This is a genomic window from Terrisporobacter petrolearius (genome assembly GCF_020748185.1).
Taxonomy (GTDB): domain Bacteria; phylum Bacillota; class Clostridia; order Peptostreptococcales; family Peptostreptococcaceae; genus Terrisporobacter; species Terrisporobacter petrolearius.
In genome coordinates this window covers 1-19,053 of the sequence record NZ_JAHZMO010000032.1, presented here as the reverse complement: position 1 = coordinate 19,053, position 19,053 = coordinate 1, and the positions used below count along the sequence as shown (strand labels likewise).

Here is a 19,053-nt window from a genome sequence, read left to right as displayed (position 1 = left end):
TATTATATTATACCCCCCTGGGTATATTTAAATTATACCCCTATAGGTATAATTTAACAACAAGAATATTTATTTCAAAAATAAAACAAGGTTATTAGCCCTTGCTAAACAACCTTGTTTTATAAAATTTATATTTAATTATATTTACATTCTTGAAAAATATTCAATAGCTTTTGCAAAATCTTCTATTGTTTTATCTGCATCACCATGTTCTATTCCCTCTTTAACACAGTGATGTAAGTGACCTTCTAATACTATTTGACCTACTTTGTGAAGAGCTGATTTTGCTGCATTAATTTGCATAATTATATCTTCACAAGGCACATCTTCATCCACCATTCTATCAACAGCATTTAACTGACCTATTAATTTTTTCATTCTTCTGTGTATATTATCTGAATCCATACATTGTTTCATAAGTTATCCTCCTAATTGTTTTCATTTATATATAATGGATTTTTATCTATTTGTATTATAGTCATTATATTATTATATGTTAAATTTTACTAGATAATTTTTGTGAAAATTTTTAACTTCTTGCATCATAATTAATTTCACAAATTAAATTATTTATATCTAAGTCCTGAAACATATTATATTCATTTGAAAAGAAAGATAGTAATATTCTTATTCTTTCCTTTGGTTTTAAACCTTCACCTATATCAACTTTATTAAAAACTTTATTTCCTACTATTCTACTTTTGTCATCTTTTAATATAACTTTCAGATGGCTTAATGATTTTATCTCATAACTTTTCAAGTTAAGTAAATATGCATCAACATATAGTTTATTTCCTTCTTCATCCAGGGATTTTATTATTAAGTTTAAATCATCATTTCGACTATTATTATTTTTTTTTGAAGAATATGTTTTTGTAAATTTACTACCTTCAAGTATTTTTCTTCTTTCCTTAAACTGATTTTTTAATTTATTTTTAAATATATCAGCTTCTTCATATGGATATGATAATAACCCTTCATATATAATATTTATCTTGTTATTATTAAGATTGATTAGTGTTTCAATTGTTCCAATAACGTCACTATTAATTCCCACAATTCTTTGATAAATAAGCAAGTTATAATAATCATTAAAAACTTCTTTTATAGGAAAAATCTCACTGGGATTATCTAAGGTTGGTTTTAAATTAGTTTTTACTATTTTATCTTCATCGTATATTTTATTTAAATATTCTTTAGGCCTTGTAGATAAGTCTATTAAATATTTTTTCTTACCACATGAGACTGAAGTTCTATAATTGCTTTTAAATTTGGCACAAGCTAAATTATTATTTTTATATTTATCCATATTAAAAATTTCTATTAACTTCTCACTTTCATATTTGTAAATCACACCTAATTCATAACTTATTAAATTGTCATGGCCATCTTTATCAACTTGGGGATTTTTATACTCTCCTCTAATCATTATATTATCTATTCTATCCCCAGTAAAATCTCCCACAAAAAGTTGCATATTATATCCGTTGTATGGGACATCTATAGTAATGGGCAAATCATTTTCTCTATTTATAACAAGCTGTAAGCTATTTGCATAATTATCTTTTTCATCATGAAATTCCCCAACTAATACAACTTTATCATCTGAATATTTATTAGTTATGCTGCCATAAGCTGCATCAATTATTACTTTTTTATTGTTGAATGTCATAAAAACTCCTCCCCCAATTATTTGATTCTAATATATTATTTATTTATCATGGATTGTCCTTATTACTAATACTATCTCATTTTAAAAATTATAATATTTTTATTTTGGAGGAGGTTTTTGTTTTTACATAGCCATATTTTTATTTTCCAATTTAATTATTCTATCACATGTTAAAACAGATGTTAGTCTGTGAGAAATAGAAAGTACAGTTCTTTCAGAAGATACACCACTTAGCACAGAAATAATTTTTTCTTCTGTTTCTGAATCTAAATTTGCTGTAATCTCGTCTAGTAACATAATTGGCGGTGATGTTACTAGAGCTCTCGCAATTGATAGTAATTGTCTTTGTCCTTGTGAAAAAAGATGAGGAGATGCTAATGTGTCGTATCCTTCTTCTAGATTTATTATATAATCATGTAAGCCTACAAATTTCATGGCATTTTCTATATCTTCTTTGCTTATTTTTTTGTCTTTCAAACTAATTTGCTCTCTTACACTTCCCTTAATAAAAGAAAAAGACTGCTCAACATATCCAAAGATTTTTCGCTTTTCATAATTAGGTATTTCACTAACTTTTACATTACTTAAAGTTACACTACCACTACTTGGCTCCAAAAGCCCAAGAATTAATTTAAAAAGTGTTGTCTTTCCTGAACCTGTTCTCCCTGCAAAAGTTACGCTTTCTTTGTGTTTTATGCTAAGATTTATATTTTCTAAAATATTTTCACCTTCTTCATAGTGGAAGTTTACATTGTTAAGTTCTATATTTAAATTACTATTTATAATTTTCTCATATGTAAAATCAACATTCTTATTTGTTTCTTCTTTCTCATTTAAGAATTCATCTATTCTATAAATTCCTGCTATGGACTGTTGAATATTTTGTAGCTCCATACCTAGATTTTCTATTGGTGTAAATATATTATTTATTAACTCTATAGCTGCTGCAACAGTACCTATAGAAATTCCTAAGAAAGATAAATAATCACTAGACAAAATAACTACAATAGCTATAACAACTGCTCTTAGTACCAAAATTATAGGAGAAAAAATTGAGTCATAGAAATTTATTTTATCCATAGCTTCATAACTTTTATCTAAATAATCCATATATTTATTTTCCATATATTCTTCCTTAGAAAAAGACTTAATCATTTGTATATTATTTATGCTTTCTAGTATATGGTTGTTTACTTTAGCTGTTAAAACACGATATAATTTTTGAGCTTTTAACATTTTTTTCTGAAATTCTCTAGTGAAAAAATACACTACAGGTATTATAAATAAAACTAGAATTGCAAGCTTATAACTAAATATCCAAATGGAAATCACAATACCTATAATCTTAAAAGCATCTACAAACATACTAACTATACCGCTTGTAAATAATGAACCTATAGCTTCCACATCGTTGGAAAAACGAGATACTACGGATCCACTTTCATTTTTAGACAAATAGCCTATAGGGATTTTCTCCAACTTTATCATCATTTCTTCTTTAATCTTTCTTATGATTTTCTGTCCAAATATAGTTATGACTCCTTCTTTTCCAAGGTTGAAAATACCAAGAAGCACAATTGTTGCAAAGTATAGTAAAGATGGAAATAATAAACTTTTTCCTCCAACTGTCAAATAATCATCTATAATATATTTTAATACTTGAGGTGTTGCTAAACTAAAACTAATAATTCCAATTATTATGAAAAAAAGTAAAAAAGTAAGTAATTTATATTCTTTAAATACATTTATTATTAGTTTTACAACCTTACTATTGGTTTTTATATGCTTTTTACTCATCTTTATCACCTTCTTTTCTTTGTTGTAAAGAATAAAGTTGATTGTATAGTTTAGATGAATTTAATAATTTTTCATGATTTCCATATTCCAAAGTTTTATTATCATTTATCAATATTATTTCATTTAAGTATTTAAAAATTGATAATCTATGGGAAATTAGTAAAATAAAACAGTCTTTATAATTGTTTTGCAAGTTACTTATTATGATTTTTTCCGTGTTCATGTCAACTGCTGAAAAAGGGTCATCTAATATTAGTATTTTATTTTTATGATAAAGAGTTCTTGCTAAAGCAATTCTAGCTTGTTGACCTCCACTAAGTCTTATTCCACCATTGCCCACTAGAGTATCTATTCCATGTTCCATAAATTTTAAATCTTCAGTAAAACAAACCATATTAAGCACATGAGTAATATCTCCCTCATCTCCTAAAGTTATATTGTTATAAATAGTGTCTGAAATCAAATGAGGATTGTGTCCTAAATAAGATATTATTTTACTTCTTTCATATTCAGTATAATCTCGCAGTTCTTTATTATCTATTGTTAAACTGCCCTCATAGTCATATTCTGCTAAAAATATTTTCCCTATGGTTGATTTACCACAACCTATAGGTCCTGTTATTCCAATTATTTGATTTTCTCTTCCTTGGAAATTAAGATTTTCTATTATATATTCTTCACTATATTTAAAATATAAATTTTTAGCTTCAACTTTTGTATTTTCTTCTATTTTTTCAAAGTTTTTATCTATTTGACTGTATTCTTTTAAGTAAGGTTTTATTCTATTCCAGGATACTCTAGATTTTTGAATTGTATTAAATAGCCTAGCAATTCTGCTGGCTTTTACTGCCATTACAGAAAATATGGAAATGTAAGCAGAAAACTCACCAATAGTAAAATCACCTTTGTAAACTTTTTCTCCCATGAGAATTATGACAAATACAATTCCACCCATGGCAATAACATTATAAATTGGTTGCATGGCATTTTCCCATATATTTGCTGTAATTGCTTTTTTCTCAAAGTCTTCTAGTTCTTTTTCATAAATACTTTTGTTATCCATCTCTCTTCCATATAGTCTATATAAAATTGCATTGTCTATCATGTCATAAGTTATATCTGACACTTTAGATATTTGACTTCTATAAGCTTTTGTTAATTTAAAAATAATTATTTTTAATTCTTCTGCAATTAATATGGCAACAGGTATGAAGATGCAGGCATACAATGTAATTTTAACATCATACTGTAGCAATGTTATTAAGTATGATACAAAGAGAACTCCTGTGTCAAATACTTCTGTAGTAGATTTTCTCATCCCTTCTACACAAACATCCACATCAGAAATAGTCTTTGTCATAATACTTCCCATATTTTCTTCACTTAACTCTTTTTCAGTTTTATTTAAAATATTATTATAAAGCATAAATCTCATGGTTGCTGTGGTCCTATTAGCAAATTGTCGCACATAATATCTTTTATAATATCTGAAAAATTGAACTATAAATGTAATAAATATAAATATTAAAGCTACGTTTATTAATTTATTAAAACTAATTTTCGCAATTAAAGCATCAATTAGTTTTCCTTGATAAATAGGCCTTGCAACCATCCCTACATTGTACAAAATCCCAAATATAGTGAGCAAAATTACTGTGTTCTTTTCCTTAAGCCAGTAATTCTTTATTTTATCAGGATTTTTTATAGACTTGGTTAATCTTTTTCTCATATATTCCCCCTATAAATTTATTAATTGAGCTTTTCTATTTCTAATACCTTCTTTATGCAATTATCATCTTTAAAATTAGAAGTTTTTTCGCAATCTTCTATTTTATAATCGGGAATTACTTTTAATTCTTCATCACATACTCCATCTTTATCTAAATACATACAACTAGCCATTCTAATAATTAAACCACTTTTTTTTAGGTTAATTAATACAGGATCAATAACTCCACCATCCCCTCCTGTTGACTCTCCTATTACTGTTGCAAATTTCGTTTCTTTACAAAACATAGAAAATAACTCTGATGAAGAAAATACTTTTTCATCAACAAGTAAATATATGTTTCCTTTAAATTTTAAATTAGGATTTCCTTTTATAGTATAAGATGTACTTTCAAAATCGGTAAACTGTTTTAAAATTTCTTTTGGTCCATTCTTTTTTATATGCTCTGGTAAATTTTTTATGGGCTGTAATTTTATATTTCTTTTTTTTGTGTATTTTTTAATTGTTTTACAGTTGTTTCTATAAATTCTATAACCACTAACTTTCCTATCCTCTTTTATAAGTTTCGATAGTACTCCTTGCCAATAACTATCACTTCCACCTGCATTGCCTCTTATATCAATAATTAAAGCTTCGTGATTTTCTAATGTGTCAATATAGTTCCCTATTTTATTGAAATCTTCATTAAAAGATCCTCCACTTGAAGACATTGAAGGTAAATAAATATATGCAACCTTATCTTTGATTATATCTTTTAGAGTTAATTTTTTTTTGAAAAAATACTCCTTTGTTATTTTTATTTTTGGCTTTATAGAATTATATCTATTTGAAACTTTTTCATCACTCAGAAAGTCATACCAATTATTATCTGAATATGCTGTTTTAAAAAGTTCAAACCTACTTTTATTATCTATTAATTCCGTATGTCGATTATGTAAATCATCTACTATTGATGACATTTCTTCTATAAACTTCTCATCATCAGGCGTATCTTCAATTCTCTTTAGATATTTCTCTTTATTTTCTAGCCAATCCACATTATAATGTCTTTTATTTACATATAAATAAGGATATCCTTTCTTTACGTTACTGTACAACCATTCAAAATCCTCTATTTTTTCACTTTTAGAAAGTTGACTATTTTTAGAATAAATACAATTACCTAGTCCTAATATAATTATAAAAACCATTATTAAAAACAAAATTTTCTTTTTCATATAGTTCACATCCTTATTATTCCAATTACTTTGCCCATTGTAACATACTTTATAAAAAATTCAAATGACGAAATTTAATATGTATTCTAAATTTATATTTATACTTTATGATATATTTAAAATAATAATCATACTTAGCAAAAGTTTTTTAAATATTTGCGAAAAATAAAAATAGGAGCTAGATAATAGTTATATCTAACTCCTTTTATTTCATCTAATTTTAGTTTATATTTTAATATTTATATAGCTTCACAAAGGTCTCATTATAAGTTACTTGACCACCTATATCTGATATGCCTGATTTTATTATCCAGTTAGGGTTTCCGTGTTTTTTCCACCAACCAGCATACATCATAACTACATCATCACATATAGAATCATCTATTTGCACTAAAACTTCTATTTTTCCTTCACTTGATTCCATAGTTATTAAATCATCTTGATAAAATTTATATTTAGATGACATCTTCTTATTAATAAATGCTTTGGCTTTGTTTTCGTAGTCCATATAATGTTGACTGAATAAAGAGTCACTTCCATGATTTGTTAATAATCTAAAGTTATATTCTTCGTCTGCTTTATTAAGGTCTAAGGCATTTTCATTTATAAATATCTCAAACCTTCCAGACTCAGTTTTAAATTTTTTATCTTCCCAAGGGATGCATTCATGTATTGTAAAATAGTTTTTTGCAAGATAATCTAAACTTATATCTTTTTTTGTACGTCTTAATGGTTCTATAACTTTTTCCAAATACTCTTTTTTGTCCACATAAGGATAATTAGTAAGGTTTAATTTTCTAGCAACTTCTCGGAAAAAATAATACTCATCCATAAAATTATTTTCCGGCTCCAATGCTTTTTCAATATATGTTAAATATGGATTGGTCATAGAGCTATATAATAAATCTTCACTTTCAAAAACACTTGTTACAGGAATAAATAAATCACAACTTTGTGCTGTATCGGTTAAAAACAAATCAAAACATACTTTAAACTCAATTTTAGACATTGCTTTTTCTAATTTTTTTAACTCAGGTAGTTGATTTAAAAGATTGCTCTTTGTTATTACTGCCATTTTAATATTCTTCTCTTCAATAAAGTCACTTATTTTACTTACATAGAAAAATTCATCATCTGCATATTTATAACTGTGGTAAGGATCTGTGTTTAATACATCTGGATAAACCCTATTGGCATAATTCACTCCTCCACCACTATATCCTATTTGACCTGTTATAGCTCCTAGTGTATTTATATATCCAATAGTACTTCCACCATAATTATATTTTTGCATACCATATCCTTGTAAAATAGTCGAATATGTTTCTACATATTTTTTTACTAGAAAATCTAGGTGGGGTAAAGTCACTCCACACATTTTGCATAAATTTCTTAAGCTTAGCTTATCTAAATAAGCCTTGTATTCATCAAAGTTTTTTATATGTTTATTTATGTAACCCTCATCATGTAAGTTTAATTCGATTATCCTTTTTCCCATTGCTAAAGCTAAAGCACCATCTCCACCAGGTTTTATCCTTAAATGGAAATCAGCTTGTTTTGCTGTAGATGTAAGAATTGGATCAATAACTATAACATAAGCGCCTGACTTTTGAGCTATTTTTATCATATTCATTGTATGTATTGTTGTGTTGGCTGGATTTTTCCCCCATACTATAATAGTTTTACTATTCAACATATCTTCCAACGAATGACTTTTCACATCACCAAAGTTTCTTTTTTGAGCCTCTATACCTGCACTCCAGCAAGGGCCACCTTTTTGTTTACAACTGCCTCCAAAAAAATTAAAAAATATCTCTCCAATACTTTTAAGAAGACTTCCACTTCCATATTGTTCATAATATATAAAGGATTTTGATCCATAGTTTTCTTTATAATAACTTAACTTTTTTGCCATTATATCTATAGCTTCTTCAAAAGTTATTTCTTCCCATTTATGATTAACCTTTAGTAAAGGTTTATATTGCCTATTTAGATGATTATGTCTTCTTACATGCTTTAGTCCCTTTTTACAAATAAACCCTTTTGTATATGGATGGCACTTGTCTCCCTCTATTTTCGCAATATTGTTGTCTTCAGTATATACATTAAATTTACATGCATCATAGCAATCTAATGTACAACCTCCACTTAAAACTTTCATCTTTTCACCCTCATTTTACCTAGAAATATTTTATATACAAATACAACTGTATCCAAGGAATATATTACTTCTACTTGTGAATTCTTTACTTTGTATTCTTTACACAACTTTAATTGTTCACATACAGTATATCAAAATAATAAAAGAAGTGGTGAATTGTTTTTAGTTTCACAAAAAAGCTCATTTAAAATAACAATGAGCTTTTAACTTTATAAGTTGACTTATAAACTTTATTTACTTTTTCTATTTTGTTTTTATACTTTTATCAAACTTTCAGCAAATTTTTCGATCAAAGATCTTAATTCATTTTTACTAATATCAATATATAAAATATCCTTTTTTATAAAAATCCATAAAATTCCCTCTCTTTTAAATTCTTAATATGATAAATAAATATTTCAGTACTTTTTATTCATCTATATTTTAATTTATTATGCAATTATTTCAATCTGATTATTTTCAGGTCCTAGTACACAACTTTCATAATACTTGTCACCTGTCATGCGTGGTCCACTAATTATTTTATACCCTGCTTTTTCCAAATCATTAGTTAACATATCAACCTTCTCCTTACTTCCCACACTAAATGCCAAATGAATATATCCACTTTGTGTTAATGACTTTTCTGTTATTTTAACTTCTGGTCGTGTCATTATCTCAAGTCTCGTATTATCGTCAAAAGTTAAGAAATAAGTTTGAAGTCCAGTTAAAAAATTATGATATTTCTCATTTGCCTTTGCTCCAAAATACTTAACATAAAAATCCTTAGTACTTTCCAAATCATTTACATACATTGCTACATGTTCTATTCTCATTTTCTTCTCTCCTATTTTATAAGTATATTTAATTTCTTTACATAATTGTCTTTTTTGTTATTGTAAGGTTTGATTTTAATGAATCCTTACACAATAAATTTATGCCCCACATAATATATTCAATAAGATCATGAATTTTAATTAGCTCTGGTAATTCTTCTTTTTCAAATATATTATTTAAATTTTCTTTAATATTTGAGTAATCATCTACAATAGTAGAACAAATACCTATAGCCTGAGGATTTAACATAGCTATAATAGACTGAGTATATCTAGTAATTAATTCTTCGTGACCTTCTTTTGAATTTAAAAGTATTTCCATATTATCTGTAAGATCAATTGGTAAATATTGAACCTCACCAGCCAAGTTATTCATTCCTTTAAGCATTCTTCCATTTACTATAATACCTACACCTGCAAAATGATTAGCTGGTTGGAATAATAAGCAAATATCTTCGTAATTTTCTTGATCTAAATAAAATCCAATTGCTGCTGTATTAACGTCATTGCCAAAAATAATCTTCTGCTCGTATTTTTCATTTAACAACTGTATAATATTAATTTCATTGAAATTATCTATGCCTGTGGATATTACTTTCTCATCTTTTATGATTCCAGGGATACTAACACCAATAACTTTAATATTTTCTATTTTTTCTAAAACACTATCTAAAATTTCATAAATATCTTCAATTGAAATTTTAGATTTAACAATTCTATTTTCCATTAAAAGCTCATCTTTTAAATTATAAACTCTGTAAACAAGATGAATTCTATTACTATTTTTAAAAATAGATAAACATAGATTTTTAGAATAATTACTATTTAATTCATAATGTTTTGAAGGTCTTCCTCCTGTAGATTTAGCATATCCAGATTCAATAACCTGATGGCTTTTTAATAAATCCGCGACTATATTATTAACACTTCCAAGAGACAATCCCGTCAAAATTGATAATTCGTTTTTTGTACACGCATCTCTATTTATCAACGCATTAATTATTTTTTCCTGATTTATCTTTCTTAAATTTCTTGTATTACTAATGTTCATTTATTTTCCTCTTTTCAACTGAATTATTATAATTATTAATTATCTCAATAATTATAATACTTTTAATAAGTCTTATTAAAAGTATTATAATATATATTTTGTTATAAAGGTAATTTTTATTATAATATTTTTTTTATACAATCTTAGTTTTATATGTATCACTTGACTTTAACCTAAAAGTGAAATACTATCTTTTTATAATACATAGGAATCCGAGGTGTAAATATTGAATAAAGAACTTATTAAAGGTAGTACTGTTACATTAATTCTAAATGCCCTAAAAAAAGAACCTACATATGGTTATGGAATGATTAAAGAAATTGAAAACAAATCTGGCGGATTATTTCTTTTTAAAGAAGGCACTCTATACCCTATTTTACATGATCTTGAGAAAAACAAGTTAATCGAATCCTTTTGGGAAAGTGAAAATGGTAGGCGTAGGAAATACTATAGAATTACAAAAAAAGGCTTAACAGAATTGAAAAAACGTGAAAATGAATGGGAAATATTTAGCAAAACAATGAATTTAGTATTAGGGGGGCAACACTAATGAATATAGAAAATAATACTATTGAAAACTTTCTACAATCTGCGTGTAGATTTATTTCCACAGAAGAAAAAGCAAAAGATATGAAAGATGAACTTAAAGATCACATTTATAGTTATATTGAGGAATATACGGAGGATGGTATAAACAGTAATGCTGCCACAAATATGGCTTTAAAGCAAATGGGAGATCCTGATATTTTAAGTAAAGTTTATAAAGATAAAATTTATAAGTATAATAAATTATTTAGAATTTTTTCACTAATAATAATTACATCCATATTTATATTTAGCGGCTTTGCTTATATTTCTTTAAATAGTTTTAATAATTTTCAAATTTTTCTATGCTCAGCTTTTACTATACTTATTTCTTTACAAAGTATATTTGAGATTGTGGATTTTATAAGAATTCTAAAAAAAGATGGTGAACTTTCTAAAGAAGATCCTCTTTTTTATATTCAATCCTATAAAGAATCTATTTGGGATGAAAAAGCCATGAGATATATTCAAACTTTTTTATTTGGATTTTGTCTTATACTTTTTATATCTCTTATAAATAAATTTAATAATATTAAATCAATAGAAGTATTCTCCTCTTCTTTAGAAACAATAAATAGTATAAGTTTTATTTTACTTATATTAATGAGTGTGTCCATATTTAATCCTAAGAGAAAAAGTGCAATTGTATACAATGAAGGTATACTTATGTTTAATTCATTCGTTCCCTTTTCTGGTATAAATGGATATATGTGGTCAAAGGAAAATATAAATGGAAAAGCTTGTTATAGTCTTTCATTTTCAACTGAAAAAACCTCTTTTTTCAAAAAGTCATCTTTAATTTCCAATGAAAGAGCTTCTATAAAAGTTAGCTCTTCTCAAATTACTTTGTTAAATGAACTGTTTAAAAGTAATAATATAGGTGAGATTAATGGCTAAAAATAATTAATATAAAATTTTAGATAGTAATAAAGAGTAGTAATTTTTCTCCATCATAATTTAAAATCACTACTCTTTTTCATTTTATTTAATTGTTTATTATAAACTTTTCTAATTCTATATTTATATCATCCCTACATTCATAAAAGGCACCATGTCCTCCATTAGCAAGAGGGACTAATTTAGATTTTTCTATTGTTTTATTCATATACTCAGCAAATTCAAAAGGGCATACACTGTCATATATTCCATGTAATATTAATGTTGGAGTTTTTATATTTGCTAAATCATTAAATACATTTTCATCCCTAAGTGCATATAAAGAATTAACAGTAGACCATCCTGCAGCATTTAAACACATATAAAAGAACCAGTTTAAAATACCCTGACTTGTAAATTTATAAAAAAATGATTCTGATATATTTATTATTGATTTTGGTCTATCATTTTTAAAGTTTTCTATAGCTGAATTTACTTCATCAACAGTATATCCATATGGCCAATCAGTTGATTGCACCCATTTTAGTGCTGCTGCACTAAGCAAACAAAGTCTTGTTACTCCGTAGCCCTTAAATTTAGACATATATCTTGAACAAATAGCCCCACCCATAGAGTGTCCCATTAGTGTAGTATTCTTAAGTCTAAGTGTTTCAATTACATATCTTATATCTGTTGACATTCTGTCATAATCATATCCACTACAAGGTTTATCAGACTTTCCATAACCTCTTAAATCTATTGTTACACATCTATATCCTCTGCTTATAAAATAAGCTACTATATATTCGTACATATTATGGTTTAAGGGCCACCCATGTACAAACATTATTGTCCTTTCACATTTTGAGTTTATATCTTCTACAAATATTTTGACATCTTTTTCTACATTGATATAATACTCCATAAGCATTCCCCCCTTCTTTAATTTAAAGCTATAAAATACTATGAAAATATTAGTTAGTATATAAACATTTTTCAAATAACTAGTCATAAAATTTTGCATATGTTAATTCTTGATTTAATCTTTTTTATTATTATGTTGTAAGTTTTATTGATTTTTATTGTTAATTGATAATAAGTATTGATTGATAATACCATCCATATTATAATTTCATTACAATAAAATATTAACAATATGAAGAAATAGCACCCACATTTCTCATATTCAATGGAGGTAATCATGAATTTTTTAATATCAATAATAACCGCAATACTGCTAGTAGCTTTTGGTCACGACTTTATCAAAAACATGCTAATATTTGTTATATAATAACTGCAATATTATCAATTTTATTAATAGTAGGATCTTATACAGGTGTTATTTGGACCTTACCTGCCTTGTTTACTACTACTATTCTTCCGATTTTAATAAAAAGTACTTTTTCAACTGCTATTTTTGTTATTGTTATGTACACAGGAGCTTTTAGAAATGGAGGTAAGTTAATTAAGTTTTTAATGCCAATTAGAGCTGAACTATCAATTATAGCAGGTATACTTACTTTAGCTCACAATATAAGCTTTGGAAAAAATCACTTTGTAAATCTTTTTACTGCACCAGAAACTATGCCAACTAATATGAAAGCTGCTGCTGGTGTAAGTATAATATTAATTGCAATAATGGTTCCACTTCTTATTACTTCTTTCCCTAGTGTTAGAAAATGTATGAAACCTAAATCATGGAAAGCATTACAAAAATCTGCATATTTATTCTATGGACTAATATATGTTCACGTTATGTTAATAATGCTACCAATTGCTCTTTCAGGTGATACTAATTATATAATAAATGTGGCAGCTTACAGCGTTGTCTTTATAACTTATGCTGTAATGCGTATTTCTAAGTTTGTAAATAAAAAGTCATTATATAGATCAAAACAAAGTTCTTCAATGGCAACTGCAAACTAAAAAAGTTGTAGATAGTTTATTATAATAACTATCTACAACTTTTTTAGTTTCTCAAATTACTAATAAGCCAAAGCTTCTTCTATTTGGCTAAAATCATGGCGTATAATTTCAATTAATTTGAACTTTTTATTTTCGTATTCATATTTAAATATTGTGCAATTAGGTATTCCTGTTTTCATCAGTTCACTCACATCTTCAAAATTTGATAAGAAACATAAAGATGCCAATCCATGAGACACAGCTAAAACAGTGTTATGATGTTCTTTTTCCATTATTTCTGTACAAGTTTTAAGCATTCTTTCTTTAACTTGTGACAAAGATTCTCCTCCATATTGCACGAAGAAGCTTTCATAATCTTTTTTATCTGTCGGTTTTAAATCTACACTTTCACCTTCAAATACACCGAAATTCATTTCTTTTAAACCTTTTAATCTTACATAAGGTATTCTTCCATTAGTGGCTATTTCTAAAGTGTCACAACATCTTTCTAAAGATGAGCTATAAGCATGATCTATATGAATATTTTTTAAATACTCTCCCGCTATTTCAGCTTGCTTTTTTCCAAGTGGTGTAAGCGGTGAATCACAATGTCCTTGCATTTTTCTTCTTAAATTAAATAAAGTTTGTCCATGACGCATTAAATATAATGTTTTCTTCATATCCATTCCCCTTCTAACTTTAATGATAAATGTATTATTAACTACCTAATTTTTCATACATATGGTAATTGTAGCATAAAAACTATTACTGTTAAGCAAATGGTATTGTCTATTTAGTCTAATGCAAAATTACGAAGATACTCCACATCCAAGACATGAATTTTTTTATCTATAATAGAAATAACTTTTTCTTTTTTTAGTTCATGTAGAATTCTATTTACACTATTCCTTGTTGAAACCCCACAAAATCCTGCTATATCTTCATTTGTTATAAGAAAATCTATTATAATTTTATTATTTTTTTGTTTACCAAATTTACCAATTAATTCATAAATAAATGCACAAACAGCACCTTTTTTTCCATTCATTATGGTTATTTTATGATTATGCATACTTTCCAACAATTTAGTCCTGTAATAATCTTTTATATAAGTTTGTAATTCAATATCATTATTAACATAATTCCAAAATGTAACTCTTGGAATTTTATAAAATACAGCTTCTTTAGATTCAATCCTTACATTAAAGGGTGATGATGTGTTGGAGCTTATTTCATCTCTTAGTAAAGAAATTATATCTGGCTCACATATGTATGAAATATTAAATTCTCTTCCATCTTTCAAAATAACACTTGTTTTTATTATTCCTTCTTTTAAAACATATGTGTATTTTTCATCTAATCCATAAAAAGTTAAATATGAATGATATTTCTTCCTTATAGTTTGTGTATTATTTTTTTCTAAAAAATCAAGTAAAAATTTTGCATTCATAAATGTCCCTCCCCAATGATATGTAACGCTATGAAATACTTTTGTTTTTATGTCATTTTACTTTTATTTTGTATTAAAAGATGTTATCAAATGGTAACATCTCATGGTACATTATAATATTTCATTCTAAATTATACTAGTTATTAAATTAGAAATTAATAATTTATTACAAAATGGAGGAAAAAACTATATGAAAAAATTTAAACTGCCTTATGATTCAAAAACAATAAGTCTAAATTTACGAACTGATAATTTTGCTGGACTTTTAGAATCACAACAGGGGACTTACAAATGCAAAGAAAGTGAAATAGGTATTGTTGAAAGATCTTTAAACAATCCAATTGCAAGTCCTACTCTTGAGGAATTAGCAAAAGATAAAAAAGATATTGTAATAATAAGCAGTGATCATACAAGACCGGTGCCATCTCATATTATTACTCCTATTTTACTTAGAAGAATTCGTAGTGTATCTCCAGATGCACGTATACGTATCTTAGTTGCTACTGGCTTTCATAGAGAAAGTACAAAAGAAGAATTAATTTTAAAATACGGAAAAGAAATTGCTGAAAATGAAGAAATAGTAATGCACATATCTACTGATGATCCTTCAATGAAAAAAATTGATACTCTACCAAGCGGAGGAGAATGTTTAATAAATAAAATTGCTGCAAAAGCTGATTTACTTATAGCAGAAGGCTTTATTGAATCACACTTTTTCGCTGGATTTTCTGGAGGAAGAAAATCAGTACTTCCAGGTATAGCTTCATATAAAACGATTATGGCAAATCACTGTGGAGAATTTATAAGCGATAAAAATTCTCGTACAGGAAATATTGCTCACAATCTAGTTCATGAAGATATGGTATATGCAGCAAGAACTGCTAAATTAGCTTTTATTGTCAACGTAGTTTTAAATGGAGACCATAAAATTATAGGTTCTTTTGCAGGAGATTTTGAAAAAGCTCACTTAGAAGGTTGTAACTTTGTCAATAGCTTAGCTCGTGTAGATAAAGTGAATTGTGATATTGCCATTTCTACTAATGGAGGTTATCCTCTTGATCAAAATATTTATCAAGCAGTAAAAGGTATGACTGCAGCTGAGGCTACTTTAAACAAAGACGGAATTATTATAATGGTTGCAGGATGTCGTGATGGTCACGGTGGCCAAGCTTTTTATGATAATGTGGCCAATGTAAAAGAAGCAAAAGAGTTTTTAGAATTAGCAAAGAAAACTCCAAGGCTAGAAACTTTACCAGAACAATGGACTTCTCAAATTCTAGCCAGAATTTTAGTAAATCACAAAATAATAGTGGTATCTGATTTAGTAGACCCAGCTTTAGTTACTGGATTACATATGGAAATAGCAAAAAATATAGATGAGGCACTAGATCGTGCATTTGAATTAAAAGGTAATGATGCAAAGGTTGCTGTAATACCTGATGGATTAAGTGTAATAGTTCAAAATAATAATTAATGTTTTATCAATAAGAAAAATCACAAATGAAAAAGGGGGAATTAAAATATGTTTCAAAATTTAACTGCTGAATTTTTAAGTACAGCACTTATGATTATCTTTGGTGTAGGAGTTCATTGCGATGAAGTTTTAAAAAATACTAAATATAGAGGAAGTGGACATCTATTTGCCATAACAACATGGTCTTTTGGTATTACAGTAGCATTATTAGTTTTTGGTGGTGTTTGTATGAATCCCGCCATGGTTCTTGCTCAATGTATATTAGGAATGATTCCTTGGACTTCTTTTATACCTTACACTATAGCTGAACTTTTAGGTGCCTTTGTTGCTTCAATAATAGTCTATATAATGTATGCAGATCATTTTAAAGCTAGCGAAAATGAAGTTGATCCTATTGCTGTAAGAAATATTTTTTCTACTAATCCAATTATTCGTAATTTACCTAGAAATTTCTTCGTAGAGTTCTTCGCTACTTTTGTATTTATAAGCAGTATATTAGTAATTGCTACAAAACATGAAGATATGTTAGCAATAGGGGTTGGTTTATTAGTATGGGCAATAGGTATGGCTCTTGGAGGACCTACAGGATTTGCCATGAATCAAGCTAGAGATTTAGGTCCTAGGCTTGCATTCCAAGTACTACCAATAAAAAATAAAGCTAATAACGATTGGCAATATGGATTATTAATACCAGGAATAGCTCCTTTTGCAGGTGCTGCATTGGCAGCTTTATTTGTTCGTTTTTATTTTGGAGTATAAAATTAATATTTAGATTATTTGTTTCATTATAAAAATTTAACATTCCTATTGAATAATTATTCAATAGGAATGTTTCTATATATCTAAATTACTATTTCACTTATAATGTTTAATTCATTTTAAGATAACTCTCTTGTAATTTTTTCACCTGTTCTAACTCTTTTATGCATTCTTTTGCTTCACTGTTATTTATATATAATAAACAAGATACATCATCATTTTTTTCACTAATTCTAGTAGTTACTCTAACATGATCTTCTAAAACTTTAGTTTCAAATTTATATATTAAATCAAGGTGGCATTTTTCATTGTCTATGATTACATTTACACTGTCTGATACTATTTCCATATTTACATCTCTTTTTGTATCACTTTGTGATATATTTCCAAATTTTGTGTATTTGTATGAATGTCCTTTATAATCAAATCTATTACTAGTCTTTATTTGTTCTAGTATGTATTTTCCCTCTTCTACCTCTTTAACAAAATCATCTTCTTCATAAAAGTAGTATTTTGAAAAATAATCTAATTTGTATTTACTCATATTATCCTCCTAAATTTAGTTTAAATTTAGTATCTGCAATTATATAAAGTAAATTCTATCTCTTTCAATATGATTTATTATGTTGTATCATAATGTTTATGTTACAAGTTTAGGAGGAGATTATGGAAGATACTACAATTTCAGTAGAAGAAATGATAGAATTTATATATATCAGATGTGCAGGAAATATTTCTAAAAATGAGATAGAAATGATTTTAGACTTACAAGAAGAATTTTTAGCTTCAAAAGGTTTAATTCAAATAAAAGAAGATGAAATATATTAACTTCTAATTTGAAATATTTTAGATTTCTTTTTAATTTGGAGGAGGAAATGTGTATTATTAAAACTAAAAGATTATTATTGAGGAAAATACAACAAAATGACTACAATGAAATGAAATCAATTTTGCAAGATGAAGATTTAATGCTTATAGGATGGGGAAAAACTTACTCTGATGCTGAAGTTCAAATTTGGATTGATAAAATCACAAAGCAATATGAAGACTTTGGTTTTAGCTATTACATAACAATAGAAAAATCAACTAATTCAGTAGTTGGGATAATAGGAATAATACCAGTAACTATAAAAAAAGTAAATTATATTGAAATTGCTTATATACTAAAAAAAGAATATTGGAACAAAGGATATGCCACAGAAGGAATGAAAGCATGTGTAGACTACATATTTAATGTTCTTAATGCTGATAAATATACAGCTCAAGTAATTCCTGAAAATATTAATTCAATAAAAGTTGCTGAAAAATTAGGAATGAAGGTTATAGGTAATTACATGAGAGAACACAACGGAAAAGATGTGTTTCATTTAATATATGCACTAGCTAAAGAAGAATATTTTAAGTATAAAAATGAGAGCTGTTTTTAATTAGCTCTCGAGACTGTGAAGTTTTTTCTGTAAATAGCTTTCTATGATAAGTTTATTAAGGCATGGATATGAAAATTATGTATCCATGCCTTAATTTGAATGTAATTCCAATTTAATTGCATGTCAAGTACACCT

19 protein-coding genes are annotated in these 19,053 nt (G+C 26.8%); 7 read left to right on the top strand and 12 right to left on the bottom strand.

The features are described 5' to 3' along the window. Nucleotides 1–144 precede the first annotated feature (144 nt). The 8 genes from K0040_RS14945 to K0040_RS14910 form a co-directional block, all read right to left on the bottom strand. Nucleotides 145–417: a metal-sensing transcriptional repressor gene (locus K0040_RS14945; protein ID WP_074917101.1), complete on the bottom strand. Its 273-nt coding sequence runs from the start codon at nucleotides 415–417 to the stop codon at nucleotides 145–147. A gap of 112 nt (nucleotides 418–529) precedes the next feature. Next, nucleotides 530–1,672 carry a YybI family spore inner coat protein gene (locus K0040_RS14940; protein WP_228109565.1) on the bottom strand — a complete coding sequence of 381 codons (1,143 nt, stop codon included), beginning with the start codon at nucleotides 1,670–1,672 and terminating at the stop codon, nucleotides 530–532. Between the two features lie 123 nt (nucleotides 1,673–1,795). Beyond that, nucleotides 1,796–3,469, bottom strand: a complete 1,674-nt coding sequence (locus tag K0040_RS14935; RefSeq protein WP_228109564.1) for an ABC transporter ATP-binding protein — start codon at nucleotides 3,467–3,469, stop codon at nucleotides 1,796–1,798. Beyond that, nucleotides 3,462–5,198, bottom strand: coding sequence for an ABC transporter ATP-binding protein (locus K0040_RS14930; protein ID WP_228109563.1), 1,737 nt, complete (start codon nucleotides 5,196–5,198; stop codon nucleotides 3,462–3,464). The genes K0040_RS14935 and K0040_RS14930 overlap by 8 nt, the downstream gene beginning before the upstream one ends. 20 nt (nucleotides 5,199–5,218) lie before the next feature. Continuing rightward, on the bottom strand, nucleotides 5,219–6,415 hold the full coding sequence (locus tag K0040_RS14925; RefSeq protein ID WP_228109562.1) for a S41 family peptidase: 1,197 nt from the start codon (nucleotides 6,413–6,415) through the stop codon (nucleotides 5,219–5,221). A gap of 232 nt (nucleotides 6,416–6,647) precedes the next feature. Beyond that, nucleotides 6,648–8,576: a molybdopterin-dependent oxidoreductase gene (locus tag K0040_RS14920; protein WP_228109561.1), complete on the bottom strand. Its 1,929-nt coding sequence runs from the start codon at nucleotides 8,574–8,576 to the stop codon at nucleotides 6,648–6,650. A gap of 431 nt (nucleotides 8,577–9,007) precedes the next feature. Beyond that, on the bottom strand, nucleotides 9,008–9,391 hold the full coding sequence (locus K0040_RS14915) for a VOC family protein (RefSeq protein WP_228109560.1): 384 nt from the start codon (nucleotides 9,389–9,391) through the stop codon (nucleotides 9,008–9,010). Nucleotides 9,392–9,428: 37 nt separating this feature from the next. After that, the gene (locus K0040_RS14910) at nucleotides 9,429–10,442 is read right to left on the bottom strand and encodes an ROK family protein (protein ID WP_228109559.1); all 1,014 of its coding nucleotides are present in this window, start codon (nucleotides 10,440–10,442) and stop codon (nucleotides 9,429–9,431) included. 226 nt (nucleotides 10,443–10,668) lie between these two features. Between K0040_RS14910 and K0040_RS14905 the strand changes: the two genes are divergently transcribed. After that, nucleotides 10,669–10,992, top strand: a complete 324-nt coding sequence (locus K0040_RS14905) for a PadR family transcriptional regulator (RefSeq protein WP_228109558.1) — start codon at nucleotides 10,669–10,671, stop codon at nucleotides 10,990–10,992. After that, the gene (locus K0040_RS14900; protein WP_228109557.1) at nucleotides 10,992–11,924 is read left to right on the top strand and encodes a permease prefix domain 1-containing protein; all 933 of its coding nucleotides are present in this window, start codon (nucleotides 10,992–10,994) and stop codon (nucleotides 11,922–11,924) included. The genes K0040_RS14905 and K0040_RS14900 overlap by 1 nt, the downstream gene beginning before the upstream one ends. Before the next feature lie 88 nt (nucleotides 11,925–12,012). Here the strand turns inward: K0040_RS14900 and K0040_RS14895 are convergent, their stop codons facing one another. After that, nucleotides 12,013–12,828 (bottom strand): alpha/beta fold hydrolase, encoded by an 816-nt coding sequence (locus tag K0040_RS14895; RefSeq protein ID WP_228109556.1) that lies wholly within the window; start codon nucleotides 12,826–12,828, stop codon nucleotides 12,013–12,015. Between the two features lie 434 nt (nucleotides 12,829–13,262). Between K0040_RS14895 and K0040_RS14890 the strand changes: the two genes are divergently transcribed. Beyond that, nucleotides 13,263–13,829, top strand: a complete 567-nt coding sequence (locus tag K0040_RS14890) for a hypothetical protein (protein ID WP_228109555.1) — start codon at nucleotides 13,263–13,265, stop codon at nucleotides 13,827–13,829. A gap of 59 nt (nucleotides 13,830–13,888) precedes the next feature. Here the strand turns inward: K0040_RS14890 and K0040_RS14885 are convergent, their stop codons facing one another. Then, the gene (locus K0040_RS14885) at nucleotides 13,889–14,488 is read right to left on the bottom strand and encodes a histidine phosphatase family protein (protein WP_228109554.1); all 600 of its coding nucleotides are present in this window, start codon (nucleotides 14,486–14,488) and stop codon (nucleotides 13,889–13,891) included. A gap of 113 nt (nucleotides 14,489–14,601) precedes the next feature. Then, nucleotides 14,602–15,258 carry a Crp/Fnr family transcriptional regulator gene (locus tag K0040_RS14880; protein WP_228109553.1) on the bottom strand — a complete coding sequence of 219 codons (657 nt, stop codon included), beginning with the start codon at nucleotides 15,256–15,258 and terminating at the stop codon, nucleotides 14,602–14,604. Nucleotides 15,259–15,448: 190 nt separating this feature from the next. Here K0040_RS14880 and larA point away from each other — a divergent pair, with 190 nt between their 5' ends. Further along, nucleotides 15,449–16,732, top strand: a complete 1,284-nt coding sequence (gene larA / locus K0040_RS14875) for a nickel-dependent lactate racemase (protein WP_228109552.1) — start codon at nucleotides 15,449–15,451, stop codon at nucleotides 16,730–16,732. Nucleotides 16,733–16,780: 48 nt separating this feature from the next. Next, nucleotides 16,781–17,491 carry a D/L-lactic acid transporter LarD gene (gene larD / locus K0040_RS14870; protein WP_228109551.1) on the top strand — a complete coding sequence of 237 codons (711 nt, stop codon included), beginning with the start codon at nucleotides 16,781–16,783 and terminating at the stop codon, nucleotides 17,489–17,491. Nucleotides 17,492–17,600: 109 nt separating this feature from the next. On the opposite strand, the gene K0040_RS14865 is transcribed toward larD, so the two are convergent. Beyond that, nucleotides 17,601–18,035: a hypothetical protein gene (locus K0040_RS14865; RefSeq protein WP_228109550.1), complete on the bottom strand. Its 435-nt coding sequence runs from the start codon at nucleotides 18,033–18,035 to the stop codon at nucleotides 17,601–17,603. Nucleotides 18,036–18,157: 122 nt separating this feature from the next. Here K0040_RS14865 and K0040_RS14860 point away from each other — a divergent pair, with 122 nt between their 5' ends. Beyond that, nucleotides 18,158–18,319 carry a hypothetical protein gene (locus K0040_RS14860; protein ID WP_228109549.1) on the top strand — a complete coding sequence of 54 codons (162 nt, stop codon included), beginning with the start codon at nucleotides 18,158–18,160 and terminating at the stop codon, nucleotides 18,317–18,319. Between the two features lie 47 nt (nucleotides 18,320–18,366). Further along, nucleotides 18,367–18,918, top strand: a complete 552-nt coding sequence (locus K0040_RS14855) for a GNAT family N-acetyltransferase (RefSeq protein WP_228109548.1) — start codon at nucleotides 18,367–18,369, stop codon at nucleotides 18,916–18,918. The last annotated feature ends 135 nt before the right edge of the window (nucleotides 18,919–19,053 follow it).

What these genes read in the sequence shown, in the direction of transcription:
- K0040_RS14945 (WP_074917101.1), bottom strand. Translation starts at nt 417, where the DNA reads ATGAAACAATGTATGGATTCAGATAATATACACAGAAGAATGAAAAAA.
- K0040_RS14940 (WP_228109565.1), bottom strand. Translation starts at nt 1,672, where the DNA reads ATGACATTCAACAATAAAAAAGTAATAATTGATGCAGCTTATGGCAGC.
- K0040_RS14935 (WP_228109564.1), bottom strand. Translation starts at nt 3,469, where the DNA reads ATGAGTAAAAAGCATATAAAAACCAATAGTAAGGTTGTAAAACTAATA.
- K0040_RS14930 (WP_228109563.1), bottom strand. Translation starts at nt 5,198, where the DNA reads ATGAGAAAAAGATTAACCAAGTCTATAAAAAATCCTGATAAAATAAAG.
- K0040_RS14925 (WP_228109562.1), bottom strand. Translation starts at nt 6,415, where the DNA reads ATGAAAAAGAAAATTTTGTTTTTAATAATGGTTTTTATAATTATATTA.
- K0040_RS14920 (WP_228109561.1), bottom strand. Translation starts at nt 8,576, where the DNA reads ATGAAAGTTTTAAGTGGAGGTTGTACATTAGATTGCTATGATGCATGT.
- K0040_RS14915 (WP_228109560.1), bottom strand. Translation starts at nt 9,391, where the DNA reads ATGAGAATAGAACATGTAGCAATGTATGTAAATGATTTGGAAAGTACT.
- K0040_RS14910 (WP_228109559.1), bottom strand. Translation starts at nt 10,442, where the DNA reads ATGAACATTAGTAATACAAGAAATTTAAGAAAGATAAATCAGGAAAAA.
- K0040_RS14900 (WP_228109557.1), top strand. Translation starts at nt 10,992, where the DNA reads ATGAATATAGAAAATAATACTATTGAAAACTTTCTACAATCTGCGTGT.
- K0040_RS14895 (WP_228109556.1), bottom strand. Translation starts at nt 12,828, where the DNA reads ATGGAGTATTATATCAATGTAGAAAAAGATGTCAAAATATTTGTAGAA.
- K0040_RS14885 (WP_228109554.1), bottom strand. Translation starts at nt 14,488, where the DNA reads ATGAAGAAAACATTATATTTAATGCGTCATGGACAAACTTTATTTAAT.
- K0040_RS14880 (WP_228109553.1), bottom strand. Translation starts at nt 15,258, where the DNA reads ATGAATGCAAAATTTTTACTTGATTTTTTAGAAAAAAATAATACACAA.
- larA (WP_228109552.1), top strand. Translation starts at nt 15,449, where the DNA reads ATGAAAAAATTTAAACTGCCTTATGATTCAAAAACAATAAGTCTAAAT.
- larD (WP_228109551.1), top strand. Translation starts at nt 16,781, where the DNA reads ATGTTTCAAAATTTAACTGCTGAATTTTTAAGTACAGCACTTATGATT.
- K0040_RS14865 (WP_228109550.1), bottom strand. Translation starts at nt 18,035, where the DNA reads ATGAGTAAATACAAATTAGATTATTTTTCAAAATACTACTTTTATGAA.
- K0040_RS14860 (WP_228109549.1), top strand. Translation starts at nt 18,158, where the DNA reads ATGGAAGATACTACAATTTCAGTAGAAGAAATGATAGAATTTATATAT.
- K0040_RS14855 (WP_228109548.1), top strand. Translation starts at nt 18,367, where the DNA reads ATGTGTATTATTAAAACTAAAAGATTATTATTGAGGAAAATACAACAA.